We start from the raw sequence: 16,243 nt of genomic DNA, 5'->3' as shown, positions 1-16,243 counted from the left end.
ACCACTTCCGCAATTTCGTAAGGAGCAACTGAAACCATGTCGGTTTCCGTAACCCTTCCGGCGCTCGGCGAGAGCGTCACCGAGGGCACTGTCACCCGTTGGCTGAAGGCCGAGGGCGAGCGCGTCGAGGCCGACGAGCCGTTGCTCGAGGTCTCGACCGACAAGGTCGACACCGAGATCCCGGCCCCCGCGTCCGGTGTTCTGGCCTCCATCAAGGTCGCCGAGGACGAGACCGTCGAGGTCGGCGCCGAGCTGGCCGTCATCGACGACGGCTCGGGCGCTCCGGCCGAGGCCGAGGCCCCCGCAGCCGAGGCCCCCGCAGCCGAGGCCCCGGCCGCCGAGCCCGCCTCCACCCCGGCCCCGCAGGCCGAGGAGGCGCCCACCGCCCCGTCGACCGAGACCGAGGCTCCGGCCCAGGCCCCGACCGCCGAGGCGACCACCGGTGGTTCGTCCGCCGAGGGCACCGACGTCACCCTCCCGGCGCTCGGTGAGAGCGTCACCGAGGGCACCGTCACCCGCTGGCTCAAGGAGGTCGGCGAGGAGGTGGCCGAGGACGAGCCGCTGCTGGAGGTCTCCACGGACAAGGTCGACACCGAGATCCCCGCCCCGGTCGCCGGTGTGCTGCTGGAGATCGTGGTCGGCGAGGACGAGACCGCCGAGGTCGGCGCCAAGCTCGCCGTCATCGGCGCTCCGGGCGCGGCTCCGGCCGCCGCTCCGGCGCAGCCCGCCGCCCCGGCCCAGGAGGCCCCGAAGCAGGAGGCCCCGAAGGCCGAGGCGCCGAAGCAGGAGGCCCCCGCGGCTCCCGCTCCGGCCGCCCCCGCCGCTCCGGCCGCCCCCGCGGCTCCGGCTCCGGCCGCTCCGGCCCAGGCCCCGGCGGCTCCCGCCGCCCCGGCTCCGGCGCAGCCCGCCCCGGTCACCCCGGCGCCGGCCGCCCCGGCCGCGCCCTCCGGTGACGACGGCGCGTACGTCACGCCGCTGGTCCGCAAGCTCGCGTCCGAGAACAACGTGGACCTGAGCTCGGTCAAGGGCACCGGCGTCGGTGGCCGTATCCGCAAGCAGGACGTCGTCGCCGCAGCGGAGGCCGCCAAGGCCGCCGCAGCCGCTCCGGCCCCGGCCGTTGCTCCGGCAGCTGCCAAGGCGCCGAAGCTGGAGGCGTCCCCGCTGCGCGGTCAGACGGTCAAGATGACCCGCATGCGCAAGGTCATCGGCGAGAACATGATGAAGGCGCTGCACTCGCAGGCCCAGCTGACCACGGTCCTCGAGGTCGACATCACCAAGCTGATGAAGCTGCGCAACCAGGCGAAGGCCTCCTTCGCCGCCCGCGAGGGCGTCAAGCTGTCCCCGATGCCGTTCTTCGTGAAGGCGGCGGCCCAGGCGCTGAAGGCCCACCCGGTCGTCAACGCCCGGATCAACGAGGACGAGGGCACCATCACGTACTTCGACTCGGAGAACATCGGCATCGCCGTGGACGCCGAGAAGGGTCTGATGACCCCGGTCATCAAGGGTGCGGGCGACCTGAACATCGCCGGCATCGCCAAGAAGACCGCGGAGCTCGCGGGCAAGGCGCGCGGTGGCGGCCTGAAGCCGGACGACATGTCCGGCGCCACCTTCACCATCAGCAACACCGGTTCGCGCGGGGCCCTGTTCGACACGGTCATCGTGCCGCCGAACCAGGCCGCCATCCTGGGCATCGGCGCCACGGTCCGCCGCCCGGTGGTCATCGACCACCCGGACCTCGGCGAGACCATCGCGGTGCGCGACATGACGTACCTCTCGCTCTCCTACGACCACCGTCTGGTGGACGGCGCGGACGCCGCCCGCTACCTGACGTCGGTCAAGGCGATCCTTGAGGCGGGTGAGTTCGAGGTCGAGCTCGGCCTCTGAACTCCCCTGCTGTAACCAGCCTCACCAGCGGCGCCCCCGTCCGGAACTCTTCCGGGCGGGGGCGCCGCCGTATTGTCTAAGCACCCCCGGCCGCCCGCGCGGCCGTGATGATGTAGGCAGCACCGGTCTGCCCTGAAGGAGCCCCTCATGACCCCGCCCGTCGTCCACTCGCTGCGCGAACAGATCCGCGAGCACATCGTGGAGGGGATCGTCAGCGGGCGCTGGAAGCCGGGTGAGCGGATCGTGGAGCGCCGCATCGCCACCGAGCTGGAGGTCAGCCAGACGCCCGTGCGCGAGGCGCTGCGCGAGCTGGAGACGCTCCGGCTGATCGAGTCGGCCCCCAACAAGGGCGTCCGCGTCCGCAATCTCACCGCGGCCGATCTGGAGGAGAGCTACCCGGTCCGGGCCGGCCTGGAGCAGATCGCGGCGGAGCTGGCGGCCCCGCGGCTCGGCCGGGACTGCTCGGCGCTGGCCCCGCACGTGGCCGCGCTGTACGAAGCGGACCGGCTGGCCGACGGCGAGGCGCAGGTGCGGCACACGGTCGGCTTCCACCGGGAGATGGTGCGGGCGGCCGGGAACGCGGTGCTGCTGCACACCTGGGAGGGGCTGGGCATCGAGGTGTTCACGGCCCTGTCGATCCGCTGGCTGGGCACGGTGCAGAAGTCGTACGCGGAGGAGCACCAGGCGCTCATCGACGCGTTCCTCGCCGAGGACCCGGAGATCGGGGCCCTGGTGAAGGCGCACGTGCTGGGCTGCGCGCCCCGCGCCTGACCCCTCCTGCGAGGCTCCGATCATCTGGCGCCCGGCCTGCTCTTCCGTGCAGGTCAGCGCCCTATTTGCACGCTATTTCGCGTCACTCCGTGCCCCCTTTCGAGGCACCCCATGCCACTTTTCTTCGTATCGAGAAGTTTTGCCTTCAATCCTTTGATCGATCATCGATCAGCGCCTTACAGTTCATCTCGCGGGCCCACCGGCCCCATCGCCCTGTCCTGCCAGCCAGGGCCTTCTCCACCCCCCTCCTCTCCGGAAGGCGGCGATCATGACCGACCCCGTAGGAAAGCTTCCGAGCGAGCTCGACCAGCTCCCGGACCGTGACCCCGAGGAGACCGCCGAATGGGCGGCCTCCCTGGACGCCGTCACCCAGGCCGCCGGCCCGCACCGTGCCACGTACCTGATGCGCCGCTCGCTGCAGCACGCCGAGGGCGCCGGTCTCGCGCTGCCCAAGCTGCTGGAGACCGATTACGTCAACTCCATCCCGACCGCCGCCGAGCCCGAGTTCGACGGCGACCTGGAGATGGAGTCGAGGATCACCGCGTGGAACCGCTGGAACGCGGCCGCGATGGTCACCCGGGGCGCCAGGTACGGGGTCGGTGGCCACATCGCCACCTTCGCCTCGGCGGCCTGGCTCTACGAGACCGGCTTCAACCACTTCTTCCGCGGCAAGGAGGGGGACGGCTCCGGCGACCAGCTCTACATCCAGGGCCACGCCTCCCCCGGCATCTACGCCCGCGCCTTCCTCGACGGCCGGCTCAGCGAGCGGCAGCTGGACAACTTCCGCCAGGAGGCGGGCGGCGACGGTCTGCCCTCCTACCCGCACCCCCGGCGGCTGCCCTGGCTGTGGGAGTTCCCCACCGTGTCGATGGGCCTCGGCCCCCTCTCGGCCATCTACCAGGCGCGCTTCAACCGCTATCTGGCCCACCGCTCCATCAAGGACACGGCCAACTCGCACGTCTGGGCCTTCCTGGGCGACGGCGAGATGGACGAGCCCGAGTCGACCGCGGCCCTCGCGCTGGCCTCCCGTGAGCAGCTCGACAACCTGACCTTCGTCATCAACTGCAACCTGCAGCGTCTCGACGGCCCGGTCCGCGCCAACTTCCGCGTGGTCCAGGAGCTGGAGGCGCAGTTCCGCGGGGCCGGCTGGAACGTCGTCAAGACGCTCTGGGGCAACGCCTGGGACGAGCTGTTCCAGCTGGACACCACGGGCGCGCTGCTGCGTCGCCTGCGCGAGGTCCCGGACGCGCAGTTCCAGACGTACGCCACCCGCGACGTCGCCTACATACGCGAGCACTTCTTCGGCGCCGAGCCCGCGCTCGCCGAGCTGGCGAAGCTGCTCACGGACGCGAAGATCGGCGAGTGTTTCTACACCTCGCGCGGCGGCCACGAGGCCCGCAAGGTGTACGCGGCGTACAAGGCGGCCGTGGAGCACAAGGGCGCGCCGACCGTGATCCTGGCCCAGACGGTCAAGGGCTACACCCTCGGCAAGGGCTTCGAGTCCAAGAACGCCAACCACCAGATGAAGAAGCTGTCGATCGACGAGTTCAAGGGCATGCGCGAGCTGCTCGGCCTCCCGATCCCCGACAGCGCCTTCGAGGACGGTCTCGTCCCCTACGGCCACCCCGGCGCCGACTCCCCCGAGGTCCGCTACCTCCAGGAGCGCCGTGCCGCCCTCGGCGGCCCCGCCCCGGCCCGCCGGATGCACGCTTCCGCGCCGCTTCCGCAGCCCGAGGAGCGCGCGTTCAAGGCCCTGTACAAGGGGTCCGGCAAGCAGGAGATGGCCACCACCATGGCGTTCGTCCGCCTGGTGAAGGACCTGATGCGGGACAAGGAGACCGGCAAGCGCTGGGTGCCGATCGTCCCCGACGAGGCCCGTACCTTCGGTATGGAGTCCCTCTTCCCGTCCGCCGGCATCTACTCGCCGATGGGCCAGACGTACGATCCGGTCGACCGCGACCAGCTGATGTACTACAAGGAAGCCAAGGACGGCCAGATCCTCAACGAGGGGATCACCGAGGCCGGGGCCATGGCCGACTTCATCGCCGCCTCGACGTCGTACGCGACGCACGGCGAGACGATGATCCCGTTCTACATCTTCTACTCGATGTTCGGCTGGCAGCGGACCGGCGACCAGATGTGGCAGCTCGCCGACCAGCTCGGCAAGGGCTTCATCGTCGGCGCGACGGCGGGCCGTACGACCCTGACGGGTGAGGGCCTCCAGCACGCGGACGGCCACTCGCACCTGATCGCGGCCACCAACCCGGCCTCGCTCAACTACGACCCGGCGTTCGCGTACGAGGTCGCGGTGATCGTCAAGGACGGTCTGCGCCGGATGTACGGCCCCGAGGCCGAGAACGTCTTCTACTACCTGACGGTCTACAACGAGCCGAAGCCCCAGCCCGCGATGCCCGAGGGCGTCGAGGAGGGCATCGTCAAGGGCCTGTACCGCTTCAAGGAGGGCACGCCCGCGAAGGCGGACGCACCACGTATCCAACTGCTCTCCTCCGGTACCGCGATCCACTGGGCCCTGGAGGCCCAGGAGTTGCTGGCCGCCGACTGGGGTGTCACGGCCGACGTCTGGTCCGCCACCTCGTGGGGCGAGCTGCGCCGCGACGCGCTGGAGGCCGACGAGGCGCTGCTCCGCGGTGAGCAGCGGGTCCCGTACGTGACGCAGGCGCTCTCCGGTGCGCCGGGCCCGGTGCTCGCGGTCAGCGACTGGATGCGCCAGGTCCCGGACCAGATCAGCCAGTGGGTGGAGCAGGACTGGTCCTCGCTCGGCACGGACGGCTTCGGCCTCTCCGACACCCGCGCCGCGGCCCGCCGCCACTTCGGCGTCGACGCCCAGTCGATCGTGGTGGCCTCGCTGGCCCAGCTCGCCAAGCGCGGCGAGGTCCCGGCCTCCGCGATCAAGGAGGCCCGGGAGCGCTACGGGCTCTGAGCCGTCAGCCCGACCCTGACCCCCGGTCCCCGGGGCGGAAGTGCCCGACAGCGCTTCCGCCCCGGCGGTCGGGGGTTCCGGCGTATCGGCGCGGGGTGGGGGCTGGGGGTTCCGGCGTGGTCCACCGTGCCGCTGCCGCCACAATGGGCCCATGCGTGCTGCCCGGCTGATCAAGATGGTGCTGCTCCTTCAGGCCCGCCCCGCGATGACCGCCGCCGAGTTGGCGGCCGAGCTGGAGGTGTCGGAGCGTACGGTCACCCGGGACGCGCAGGCGCTCTCCGACGCGGGCGTCCCGGTGTACGCGGAGCGCGGCCGGACCGGCGGCTACCGGCTCGTCGGTGGCTACCGGACCCGGCTGACCGGCCTCGCCCGGGACGAGGCGGAGGCGCTGTTCCTCTCCGGGCTGCCCGCCGCGCTGCGCGAGATGGGGCTGGAGGACGCGGGGTCGGCCGCCCGCCTCAAGGTGTCGGCGGCGCTGCTGCCCTCCCTGCGTGACGCCTCCTCCTCCGCCGCCCGGCGCTTCCACCTGGACGCCCCCTCCTGGTACCACGAGCCGGAGACCCCCGAACTGCTGCCCGTCATCGCCGACGCGGTCTGGGACGACCGGCTGCTGCGGGCCCGCTACCGCCGGGGCGGGGGCCGCGCGCAGGAGGGGCCGGAGGTGGCACGGGAGCTGGCTCCGTACGGTCTCGTCCTCAAGGCCGGGGTCTGGTACCTCTGCGCCCGGGCGGGCGAGGACTTCCGGGTCTACCGGATCGACCGCTTCACCGCCGTGGAGCCCGCCGAGACACGCTTCGACCGGGACGAGACCTTCGACCTGCCCGGGTTCTGGGAGGAGCGGGCCGCCGGGTTCGCCCGGTCCCTGCTGCGTACCGAGGTGACCGTACGGGTGTCCGGGCGCGGGGCGCGGATGCTGGCGTACACCGGTGACCGGGCGGCGGCCGCCGCCGCGCTCGCGGAGGCCTCCGAGCCGGGTCCTGACGGCCTGCGCACCCTCACGCTGCCGGTGGAATCACTGGACGTGGCCTACGGCCAGCTGCTGGCGCTGGGGCCCGAGTTGGAGGTCCTGGCGCCCGAGTCGCTGCGGGTCCGGTTCGCGGACGCCGCCGAACGCCTGCGCGAGATGTATCGCTGAAAGGCTTCAATTCGGTGTCTGCGCGTGCGGGAGCCCCCGGCAGGCACGATGCTGGACCCGTGATGGACGAAACGGAATTCTGGGAGATCATCGACAGCACCCGCGAGGCCGCCGAGGGCGACCCCGAGGACCACGCCGACCTGCTGGTGGAACGGCTGGTGCAGCTCGATCCCGATTCCGTGCTGGACTTCGCCCGGCACTTCGAGGCCCGCTACAACCGCGCCTACCACTGGGATCTGTGGGGCGCGGCGGCCGTGCTGCTGGGCGGGGCGAGCGACGACGCGTTCGACTACTTCCGCTGCTGGCTGATCGGCCAGGGCCGGGAGGTCTTCGAGGGGGCGCTGCACGATCCGGACGGCCTGGCGGAGCTGCTGGAGGACTTCGACGAGCAGATCGACGGGGACGGCGAGGAGCTGGGCTACGCGGCCGACGAGGCGTACGAGCAGCTCACCGGTGTGGTCGCGCCGGACCTGGGGCTGCCGCCGCAGGCCGCGGAGCCGCTGGGCTCCCCCGTCGACTTCGAGGACGAGGAGGCGCTCGCCGCCCGCTTCCCCGAGCTGTGGGACCGCTTCGGGCCCCGGTGACCCCCGGCGCTCAGATCCTCGGTGCTCGGGCACCCGGCGCTCAGGCGGGGCCGAGCGGGCGCCCCATGCAGACGTCGTCGACGTAACGTCCGTTCAGGAAGAACTCCCCGGGCAGCACCCCTTCGACGGCGAAGCCCTCGGAGGCGTACAGGGCGCGGGCGGGGTCGTTGTGCGCGAGCACCCGCAGCGTGATCCGGTTGGCGCCCTGGCGGCGGGCCTCGGCGAACGAGGCCCGCAGCAGGGTCCGCCCGACACCGGCCCCGCGCGCCCAGGTCGCCACGGCGAGGCCCCGTATCTGGCGGACATGGGCGTTGGCGGCGAGCGGGGTGGGCGGGACGAGACGTATGTACCCGGCGATCCGGGCGGTGCCGCCCTCTGTCTCCGCGTCCGCCTCCACCACGAGGACGTCCTCCGGCGGGTTCCGCTCCCCGAAGAAGGGGTCGAACGGGGGCACGGGCTTCGGCAGGACCGCGTGCAGCGTCGACCAGGTGGACCGGTCGAGCTCGGCGAGCTGATCGTCGTCGGCGGGCACGGCGGTGCGGACGGGGCGGAGGGTGAGTACGGCCATGGGGTCACTTTGTCACGCGGTGCGCCCGGTGTTCGAGGCATTTCATGGGGCAGGATGGGCCCATGCCGAGCTCCCGTATCGCCGTCAGCGGATCGTCCGGACTCATCGGAGCGGCGCTGGTGCGCTCGCTGCGCGCCGACGGGCACGAGGTGGCCCGCCTGGTGCGCCGCCCCGCCAGAACCGGCGACGAGGTCGAGTGGGACCCCAAGCGCGGTTACGTGGACGCGGCCGGCCTCGTCGGCTGCGACGCCGTCGTGCACCTGGCCGGGGCCGGGGTGGGCGACCACCGCTGGACCGACGCCTACAAGCGGGAGATCCGGGACAGCCGGGTCCTGGGAACCGCCGCCGTCGCCGAGGCCGTCGCCTCGCTCGACACCCCGCCCCGCGTGCTGCTCGCCGGGTCCGCCATCGGCTTCTACGGCGACACCGGGGACCGCCCGGTGGACGAGGACGCGCCGCCCGGGGACGGGTTCCTGCCCTCGGTCTGCGAGGAGTGGGAGGCGGCCACCGCCGCCGCCGAGGAAGCGGGTGTCCGCACGGTGCACGCGCGGACCGGGCTGGTCGTCGGCCGCGAGGGCGGGGCCTGGGGGCGGCTGTTCCCGCTGTTCAAGGCGGGGGTGGGCGGGAAGCTGGGCAACGGCCGCCAGTACTGGAGCTTCATCGCGCTGCACGACCATGTCGCGGCGCTGCGCCACATCCTGGACACCGAGGCGCTGACCGGCCCGGTGAACCTGACCGGGCCGGAGCCCGTCACCAACGCGGAGGTGACCGCCGCGATGGGGCGGGTGCTGCGCCGCCCGACGCTGTTCCCCGTGCCGGCGCCCGCGTTGCGGCTCGCGCTCGGTGACTTCGCGGAGGATGTGCTGGGCAGCCAGCGGGTGATCCCGGCGAAGCTGCTGGACTCCGGCTTCTCGTTCGCCTTCCCCGGCATCGACGGGGCGATCCGCGCCGCGCTGCGCTGAGCGGGCGGGGCGAGGGGGCCGCTTCCGTGCCGGAGGACCGGGTCCGCGCGCCCTTCACCACCTGCCGGGCGCGGTGCGTGCGACCCCGTGCCCCGGTGCTCCCCGGCGCGCGCGTCTGACGCGGTATCAGCCATCCTCCTAGCCTCGTTGCGAACTCCGGCATTCCGGGGGCCTGTTGGGGGCATGAGCCTCCCACCAGTCGCACCGACTCGGGGAGGGGCACGTGCGCAGCACGGCACACCACGCAGACGTGGTCATCATCGGAGCCGGAATCGCCGGCCTGTCAGCGGCCCACCTGCTCATCCGGGCGGGGCTCGGCGTCAGTGTCCTGGAGGCCGAGCCCCGGGTGGGCGGCCGGCTCACCACCGACGAGATGGACGGGTTCCGGCTCGACCGGCTCGGCCCGCTCCTCTGCACGTCCTGGCCCGAGCTGACCGGCACCCCCGGGCTCGGCGCTCCGGAGCTGCGGGAGTTCGCGCCGGGCGTCCTGGTCCACAGCGAGGGTCGTCGCCAGCTCACCGGCGACATACGGAGCGCGAGGGGCGCACTCAAGGCAGTGCGCACCCGTTCGAGCGCCCCCCGAGCCGCCCGGGCTCCCCGCGCGCCCTGGGCGGCGCAGAGCGCGTACGGGCACGAGCACGGTGCCCCGGCGCGCGGGGGCGGCCGGGGCGGCGTGGTGACCGGCGCGATCGACCGGGCCCGGCTGGGCGCGGCGCTGTCCCGGCTGGCGGCCACCCCGGAGGCCCGGCTCCTGGCCCGCCCGGAGCGGACCGTCGTCGGCGCCCTGCCCGGCGTCGGCCTGCCCGCCCGTACGGTGGACGTCGTCCTGCGCCCCCTGCTCACGGCCCTGCTCAGCGACCCCGTCCTCACCACGTCGAGCCGGCGCGCCGATCTCGCCCTGCGGGACTACGCGCGCGGCGGCCTGTGCGTACCGGCGGGCGGGTCGTCCGCGCTGCCGGAGCTGCTGGCGGCCGCGCTGCCGCCGGGCACGGTCCGGACCGGGGTGCATGTCACGGCCGCCGACATCACCTCCGTACGCACCAAGGAGCATGGTGAACTGGGGTGCCGCTCCCTGCTGCTGGCGACCGGCGCGGGGGCCGCGGCCGAGCTGCTGCCCGGTCTGCGGGTGCCGTCCTTCCATCCGGTGACGGTCCTTCACCACACCGCGCCCGCCCCGCCGCCCACGGGCAGGTCGCTGGTGCTGGACGGCGACCGGTCGGGCCCGGTGGCGTACACCGCGGTGATGAGCGAGGTCGACCCCTCGCGGGCGCCGGAGGGCCGGACGCTGATCACCTCGACGGTGCTCGGGACCCCGCCGCCGGACCTGGACCGCTCGGTGCGGGCCCACCTGGCGGCGCTGTACGGCGTTGCGACGTACGGCTGGGAGCTGCTGGCGGCCCATCACGACCCGGAGGCGGTGCCCGCGATGGAGGCCCCGCACGATCCGCGCCGCCCGGTGCGGGTGCTGGCCGGGCTGTACGTGTGCGGCGACCACCGCGACACGAGCACGGTCCAGGGCGCGCTGCACTCGGGGCGGCGGGCGGCCGAGGCGATCCTGACCGACCTGGCGGTCCCGGGCACGCACGAGGGGAGCCCGCGCCTGCCGGAGGCCGCGTGACGAAACCCGACCGGTGCGGCCGAGGGCGGTTCAGCCGAGGGCGGCGACCCGGTCGCGGTAGCCGCGTACGGCGACCGCGTCCCGGTAGGGCTCCAGGCTGCGCTCGAAGGCGCGTACGTACTCCGTGGCGCGCACCGAGCGCATCTCGGCCGCCTGCTGGGCCGCCTCCGCGCCCAGCACACAGGCCTGGTCCAGCTCGCCCAGGCCCAGCCGGGCCGAGGCGAGGACCACCCGGCAGAACAGCCTGCTGCGGGCGTACGCCGGTGCGCGCAGCTGGAGCGAGCGTTCGGCGTGCTGGGCGGCGGCCCGGTACTGCTGGAGGTCGCGATGGCAGTGGCCCAGCTCGTCGGCGAGCTGCGCCTCGTCGAAGGTGCGGGCCCAGTGCGGCACCTCGTCGCCGGGGCGTGCGGTCTCCAGGGCGTGTTCGGCCCGGGTCAGGGCGGCCGTGCAGGAGCGCGCCTCGCCGAGCACGCCGTGCCCGCGCGCCTCGACCGCGTGCAGCAGCGCCTGGACGAGGAGCGGGGCGGCCGAGCCGACGCCCTGCTGGGCCACGCGGGCGAGCTGGACGGCCTCCCTGCCGTGCCCCAGGTAGACCGCCTGGCGGCTCATCGTGATCAGGACGTAGGCGCCGTACCCGCGGTCCCCGGCGGCCTGGGCGAGCCGCAGCGCCTGGACGAAGTACCGCTGGGCCAGGCCGTGGGCGGCGATGTCGTACGAGGTCCAGCCGGCCAGCCGGGTCAGGTCGGCCACCGCGGCGAACAGCCGCCGTCCGGTGGCCTCGCCGTACGTGCCCCGGAGCATCGGCTCGGCCTCGTGTTCCAGATACCGCACGAGAGCCTGCCGGGCATGGCCGCCGCCGTAGGCGTGGTCGAGGGTGCGGAACAGCTCGCCGACCGAGCGCAGCGCGGCGACGTCCCCGCCGCCGACCCGCTGGCCTGGGCCGCGGTCCGTCTGGCGCTGGCGCGGGACCATGGGCAGCACCCCTGCCCCGGGCGACGCCCCGGCGGCGGGCGGGTGCGTAACGGAAGGGTGCGTGGCGGACGGGTGCGTGGCGGACGGGTGCGTGGCGGACGGGCCCGGGGGCGTGGGCCGCAGCGGCCCGGAGGCCGGGCGCGGGAGTACCCGGGCCTCGGTGCGCGGCGCCCCGTCCGGGCGGCCGGGCGAGGGGGCAGTGGCCTCTCCCCCGGCCCGGCGGGCGGCGGCGGCGTCCCGGGCCACCCATTCGTCGGCCCGGCCGATCAGCCAGTCACGGCTGGGGACGACGAGTCCGGCCGGGGTGAAGGCGATCTTGCGCAGCTCGATGTGGGTGCCGGAGTCCTTGCGCCAGAGACCGCTGACGATGTCGACCGCCTCGGCGGGGGTGGCCGCGAACTCCAGACCCGCGTAGACGGGCGCACAGGCGTCGAGCCCGAGGTCCTGCGCGGAGAGCCGCCGCCCCAGCCGCCGGGTGAACACCTCGGCGATCAGCGCGGGCGTGGTGCCGCGCGGCTGCTGCCCCCGCAGCCAGCGAGTGACCGAGGTCTTGTCGTACCGCAGGTCGAGGCCGTGTTCGAGGCCGAGCTGATCGACCCGGCGGGCCAGGCCGGCGTGCGAGAAACCGGCTTCCGCGATGAGTGAGGCGAGTCGGCGGTTGGGCGTGCGCTGCGGGGGTCGTTCCGACATCAGCTGTACGGTCTCCTGCCTTCGGGGCCGGACGGGCAGCCCTCATGGGAACGGCGCGAATTTAGCGGCCACCGGAGCGGTCACCGTCCCCCTTTGCTCCACGTTCATCCGATCGTGTGAGGATTCCGGACAGAGCTGACGGAAACGTCCGGCCTGTGGACGGTCCGGGCCCGGGCCCCCGCACCAGCCCCCGCACCTGCCGGGGGGCTGTTCGGGCGACGGTCGTACAGTGGATGTGGGCGCGATCAGTGCAGGGTTCCGTCACCCCGGGGACACCCCTCCGGGCACGCGGGACCCACGTAGGGAGGCATCGGTGAGCGAACTGCGGTTCGTCCGTCTGGGCTTCGGCGAACAGGCCGTCGAGTACACGGAGGCTTGGCAGAAGCAGCGCGAGGTGCACGCCGACCGGTTCGAGGACCGGGTGCCGGACACCTGTCTGCTCCTGGAGCATCCGCCCGTCTACACCGCGGGGCGCCGCACGGCGGAGAGCGAGCGCCCGCTGGACGGCACCCCGGTCATCGACGTGGACCGCGGCGGGAAGATCACCTGGCACGGCCCCGGGCAGCTCGTCGGCTACCCGATCCAGAAGCTGCCGCGCCCGGTCGACGTCGTCGCGCACGTCCGTCGGCTGGAGGACGCGCTGATCCGTACGGCCGCCGACTTCGGCGTGGAGACCTCCCGGGTCGAGGGCCGCAGCGGCGTCTGGGTGCTCGGCGACCCGGTCGAGCAGCGCCAGGCGCTGGGCGGCCTCTCGCTGGACTTCGACCCGAGACTCCAGGACGAGGAGTTCGACCCGCGGCTGAACGGCCCCGAGTACGCCCCGTCCAACGCGGGCCAGCGCCGCGAGGACCGCAAGCTGGCCGCGATCGGGATCCGGGTCGCCAAGGGCGTCACGATGCACGGCTTCGCCCTCAACGTGAACCCGGACAACACCTGGTTCGACCGGATCGTGCCGTGCGGCATCCGCGACGCGGGGGTCACGTCCCTGTCGAACGAACTGGGCCGGGAGATCACCATCGCGGAGGTGCTGCCGGTCGCCGAGAAACATCTGCGGGACATCCTGGAGAACGCGGAGCTCACGCCTCGCGTGGTCGAGCAGCCGAAGGCCACATCCACGGCTCCGGCTCCGGCTCCGGCCCCCGCCTAGGCCGTACCGACCCTGCCGGCCGTACCGACCAGTAGCACCGACCGCCGCCGCCGGCCGGGGAATAGGCCCCGTCGGCCGCAGGTTGGGCAGGCGTAAGGCCGTTTGATGTACGGGCGTACCCTGGTGTTCGCCAAAGAATCCAAAGCGATTCCCTCGCGCATCGCTCGCGCATCCCACGCGAACCCGACGCGAATCCAACGCAGCAGAGAGCAAAGGGGAGCCGGAGTGTCCGCTGTCGCACCCGACGGGCGCAAGATGCTGCGCCTGGAGGTCCGGAACAGCCAGACCCCCATCGAGCGCAAGCCCGAGTGGATCAAAACGCGGGCGAAGATGGGCCCCGAGTACAAGCAGCTGCAGCAGCTGGTGAAGGGCGAAGGGCTGCACACGGTCTGCCAGGAGGCGGGCTGCCCCAACATCTTCGAGTGCTGGGAGGACCGCGAGGCCACCTTCCTCATCGGCGGCGACCAGTGCACCCGGCGCTGCGACTTCTGCCAGATCGACACGGGCAAGCCACAGGCGCTGGACCGTGACGAGCCCCGCCGCGTCGGCGAGTCGGTCGTCACGATGGATCTGAACTACGCCACCATCACCGGCGTCGCCCGCGACGACCTGGAGGACGGCGGCGCCTGGCTGTACGCCGAGACCGTCCGCCAGATCCACACGCTCACCGCGGAGCGGGAGGCGGGCGCGACCAAGGTCGAGCTGCTGATCCCCGACTTCAACGCCGAGCCCGAGCAGCTCGCCGAGGTCTTCTCCTCGCGCCCCGAGGTGCTCGCGCACAACGTGGAGACGGTGCCGCGGATCTTCAAGCGGATCCGCCCCGGCTTCCGTTACGAGCGTTCCCTGGAGGTCATCACCCGGGCCCGCGAGGCCGGTCTGATCACCAAGTCGAACCTGATCCTCGGCATGGGCGAGACCCGCGAGGAAGTCAGCGAGGCGCTCCAGGACCTGTACGACGCAGGTTGCGAGCTCATCACGATTACGCAGTACCTGCGCCCCTCCGTACGGCACCACCCGGTCGAGCGCTGGGTGAAGCCGCACGAGTTCGTCGAGCTGAAGGACGAGGCCGACGCGATCGGCTACTCCGGCGTGATGTCGGGCCCGCTGGTGCGGTCCTCGTACCGCGCGGGACGTCTCTTCCAGCAGGCGATGGAGGCGCGCGGCGTCGCCGCCGCCGGCAGCACTCAGGCCGCACAGGCCGTGTGAATCCGCTCACGAGCGCATACCGAGCAGTAACCGCACCGTCGAAGCGGTCCGGACGCTCCCCGCAGGTCGGGGACGCGTACGGACCGCTTCGGCGTGCGCGGCGCCGGAATCAAGGCTTCATTGGTGTTTGACCGTCCGGTCATGCGCTGGTAACACCAAGCAGTGACCCTAGGTACACGTGCGGCAGCGACTCCAGCAGCCGCCGCCGTCACTGCTTCCCACACTCATCCGCGCCCCGGGGGCGCATCCATTCCGAGGGGGAACACCACGATGCAGGCCGCACCGGTCCGCGCCCACGCCCTTCCGTCCGTCACCACCGCCCTGCGCGCCGTCGAGTCGCTGCTGCTGAGCAGCGGCCAGCGCACCGCCCGCCGCAACGCCTGGACGGCCGTCCTGGAGGACCGCCGCCGTGCCAAGGACCGAGTGGAGGCCCAGCACGTGCTGGAAGCCGTGGCCGACCACCGTTCCTAGGTCGCTCCCACGCCACGTAAACTTCAGTACATGGCGAGGAAGGCAAAAACTGAAGGCGCGGACAGCGCCGAGAACGCAGGGCGGCTCAAGCAGATCGCCCTGACCTACAAGATGACCAGGCGGACCGACAGCAAGATCGGTCTTGTCGTCGCGGGTGTCGGAATCGTCACGTTCGGTGTCCTCCTCGGCATCGGCTTCGCGATCGGACACCCGGTCTATCTGGGCATCCTGGGCTTCGTCCTGGCCATCCTCGCGATGGCGATCATCTTCGGCCGGCGCGCCGAGCGGGCGGCCTTCGGACAGATGGAGGGCCAGCCCGGAGCGGCGGCCGCCGTCCTGGACCGGATCGGACGCGGCTGGACCACCACCCCCGCGGTGGCGATGAACCGCAGCCAGGACGTCGTCCACCGGGCGGTCGGCAAGGCCGGCATCGTCCTGGTGGCAGAAGGCAACCCGAACCGGGTGAAGGGCCTGCTGGCCGCCGAGAAGAAGAAGATGGCCCGCATCGTGGTGGACGTGCCGGTGCACGACATCATCGTCGGCAACGGCGAGGGCCAGGTGCCCCTGAAGAAGGTCCGCACCAAGATGCTGAAGCTCCCCCGCGTCCTGACCGGCCCGCAGGTGACCTCCACCAACGACCGGCTGCGCGCGATGGGCGACCTGATGAGCAACATGCCGCTGCCGAAGGGCCCGATGCCCAAGGGCATGCGGATGCCGCGCGGCGGGAAGATGCGCTGACCACGGCGACAGACGTGAAACGGGGCGGCCCCGGACCGGTGAACGGTCCCGGGGCCGCCCCGTTTCTCATGTCCGTACCGGGGGTGTCAACTCCCGTTTCTCATGTCCGTACCGGGGGTGTCACATCCGGACCTGCACGGCTCGCGACAGCCGGTCGTGCAGTCCGCGCCCGTCGCGGTCCCAGACCAGCGCGGGAATGACGAGCAGCAGCAGGACGGTCCGCACGACGACCCGCACGAACCCGAGCCGCCCGCCGTCGTCGGCGACCACCCGTACGCCCAGGAGGCGCTTCCCGGGCGTGCAGCCGATGGTGCCGACGGTCAGCAGGCTCATCACGAGGAAGACCCCGAGCGCCCAGTTCCCCGCCGCCTGCTGGTCACCGCGAGCGAGCAGCCCGTATGCGATCAGCATGCAGAGCGTCCAGTCGATGAAGAGGGCCCCGAAGCGCCGTCCGAGCGGAGCGACCGAGCCGGGCCCCTCCTCGGGCAGCCCGAGCCCCTTGCCCCGGTAGCCGAAGTCGGCGCCCATCTCCTCGGCGGCCGCGCGGGGCCCCGAG

The 16,243-nt window shown here is 72.8% G+C and carries 14 protein-coding genes; 11 read left to right on the top strand and 3 right to left on the bottom strand.

Annotated features, from left to right (window positions below):
- The first annotated feature begins 36 nt into the window (after positions 1–36).
- The 5 genes from sucB to ACIQRW_RS12010 all read left to right on the top strand — a co-directional run bounded on the left by sucB (position 37) and on the right by ACIQRW_RS12010 (position 7,315).
- On the top strand, positions 37–1,884 hold the full coding sequence (gene sucB / locus ACIQRW_RS12030; RefSeq protein WP_403757886.1) for a 2-oxoglutarate dehydrogenase, E2 component, dihydrolipoamide succinyltransferase: 1,848 nt from the start codon (positions 37–39) through the stop codon (positions 1,882–1,884).
- Between the two features lie 147 nt (positions 1,885–2,031).
- Positions 2,032–2,655: a GntR family transcriptional regulator gene (locus ACIQRW_RS12025; protein ID WP_210993055.1), complete on the top strand. Its 624-nt coding sequence runs from the start codon at positions 2,032–2,034 to the stop codon at positions 2,653–2,655.
- A 268-nt stretch (positions 2,656–2,923) separates the two neighbouring features.
- Positions 2,924–5,596: a pyruvate dehydrogenase (acetyl-transferring), homodimeric type gene (aceE, locus tag ACIQRW_RS12020; RefSeq protein WP_403757883.1), complete on the top strand. Its 2,673-nt coding sequence runs from the start codon at positions 2,924–2,926 to the stop codon at positions 5,594–5,596.
- 151 nt (positions 5,597–5,747) lie between these two features.
- Positions 5,748–6,731 carry a helix-turn-helix transcriptional regulator gene (locus ACIQRW_RS12015; protein ID WP_403757880.1) on the top strand — a complete coding sequence of 328 codons (984 nt, stop codon included), beginning with the start codon at positions 5,748–5,750 and terminating at the stop codon, positions 6,729–6,731.
- 62 nt (positions 6,732–6,793) lie between these two features.
- On the top strand, positions 6,794–7,315 hold the full coding sequence (locus ACIQRW_RS12010; protein ID WP_265602072.1) for a DUF4240 domain-containing protein: 522 nt from the start codon (positions 6,794–6,796) through the stop codon (positions 7,313–7,315).
- Between the two features lie 40 nt (positions 7,316–7,355).
- On the opposite strand, the gene ACIQRW_RS12005 is transcribed toward ACIQRW_RS12010, so the two are convergent.
- Positions 7,356–7,883: a GNAT family N-acetyltransferase gene (locus ACIQRW_RS12005; RefSeq protein ID WP_403757877.1), complete on the bottom strand. Its 528-nt coding sequence runs from the start codon at positions 7,881–7,883 to the stop codon at positions 7,356–7,358.
- A 62-nt stretch (positions 7,884–7,945) separates the two neighbouring features.
- Between ACIQRW_RS12005 and ACIQRW_RS12000 the strand changes: the two genes are divergently transcribed.
- Positions 7,946–8,845: a TIGR01777 family oxidoreductase gene (locus tag ACIQRW_RS12000; RefSeq protein WP_403757874.1), complete on the top strand. Its 900-nt coding sequence runs from the start codon at positions 7,946–7,948 to the stop codon at positions 8,843–8,845.
- Between the two features lie 223 nt (positions 8,846–9,068).
- Positions 9,069–10,463: an FAD-dependent oxidoreductase gene (locus ACIQRW_RS11995; protein WP_403757871.1), complete on the top strand. Its 1,395-nt coding sequence runs from the start codon at positions 9,069–9,071 to the stop codon at positions 10,461–10,463.
- Positions 10,464–10,493: 30 nt separating this feature from the next.
- Here ACIQRW_RS11995 and ACIQRW_RS11990 read toward each other — a convergent pair whose 3' ends face one another.
- A complete protein-coding gene (locus tag ACIQRW_RS11990) occupies positions 10,494–12,125 on the bottom strand; it encodes a regulator (RefSeq protein WP_403757868.1) in 1,632 nt (543 codons plus the stop codon).
- Between the two features lie 313 nt (positions 12,126–12,438).
- Between ACIQRW_RS11990 and lipB the strand changes: the two genes are divergently transcribed.
- The 4 genes from lipB (at position 12,439) to ACIQRW_RS11970 (ending at position 15,687) form a co-directional block, all read left to right on the top strand.
- Positions 12,439–13,272, top strand: coding sequence for a lipoyl(octanoyl) transferase LipB (lipB, locus tag ACIQRW_RS11985; RefSeq protein WP_403757866.1), 834 nt, complete (start codon positions 12,439–12,441; stop codon positions 13,270–13,272).
- Between the two features lie 225 nt (positions 13,273–13,497).
- Positions 13,498–14,478, top strand: a complete 981-nt coding sequence (gene lipA, locus ACIQRW_RS11980; RefSeq protein ID WP_007450206.1) for a lipoyl synthase — start codon at positions 13,498–13,500, stop codon at positions 14,476–14,478.
- A gap of 270 nt (positions 14,479–14,748) precedes the next feature.
- Complete coding sequence (locus ACIQRW_RS11975; RefSeq protein WP_003969591.1) at positions 14,749–14,949, top strand: hypothetical protein; 201 nt, start codon at positions 14,749–14,751, stop codon at positions 14,947–14,949.
- 30 nt (positions 14,950–14,979) lie between these two features.
- Positions 14,980–15,687 carry a DUF4191 domain-containing protein gene (locus ACIQRW_RS11970; protein ID WP_403757862.1) on the top strand — a complete coding sequence of 236 codons (708 nt, stop codon included), beginning with the start codon at positions 14,980–14,982 and terminating at the stop codon, positions 15,685–15,687.
- Positions 15,688–15,807: 120 nt separating this feature from the next.
- On the opposite strand, the gene ACIQRW_RS11965 is transcribed toward ACIQRW_RS11970, so the two are convergent.
- The gene (locus tag ACIQRW_RS11965; RefSeq protein ID WP_403758438.1) at positions 15,808–16,215 is read right to left on the bottom strand and encodes an RDD family protein; all 408 of its coding nucleotides are present in this window, start codon (positions 16,213–16,215) and stop codon (positions 15,808–15,810) included.
- Positions 16,216–16,243 lie beyond the last annotated feature (28 nt).

The sequence above is a fragment of the Streptomyces sp. NPDC091287 genome (assembly GCF_044768525.1).
In the GTDB taxonomy this organism is placed as follows: Bacteria; Actinomycetota; Actinomycetes; order Streptomycetales; family Streptomycetaceae; genus Streptomyces.
Note: the sequence above shows the minus strand (reverse complement) of the source record. Positions and strands in the feature narration are given on the sequence as shown.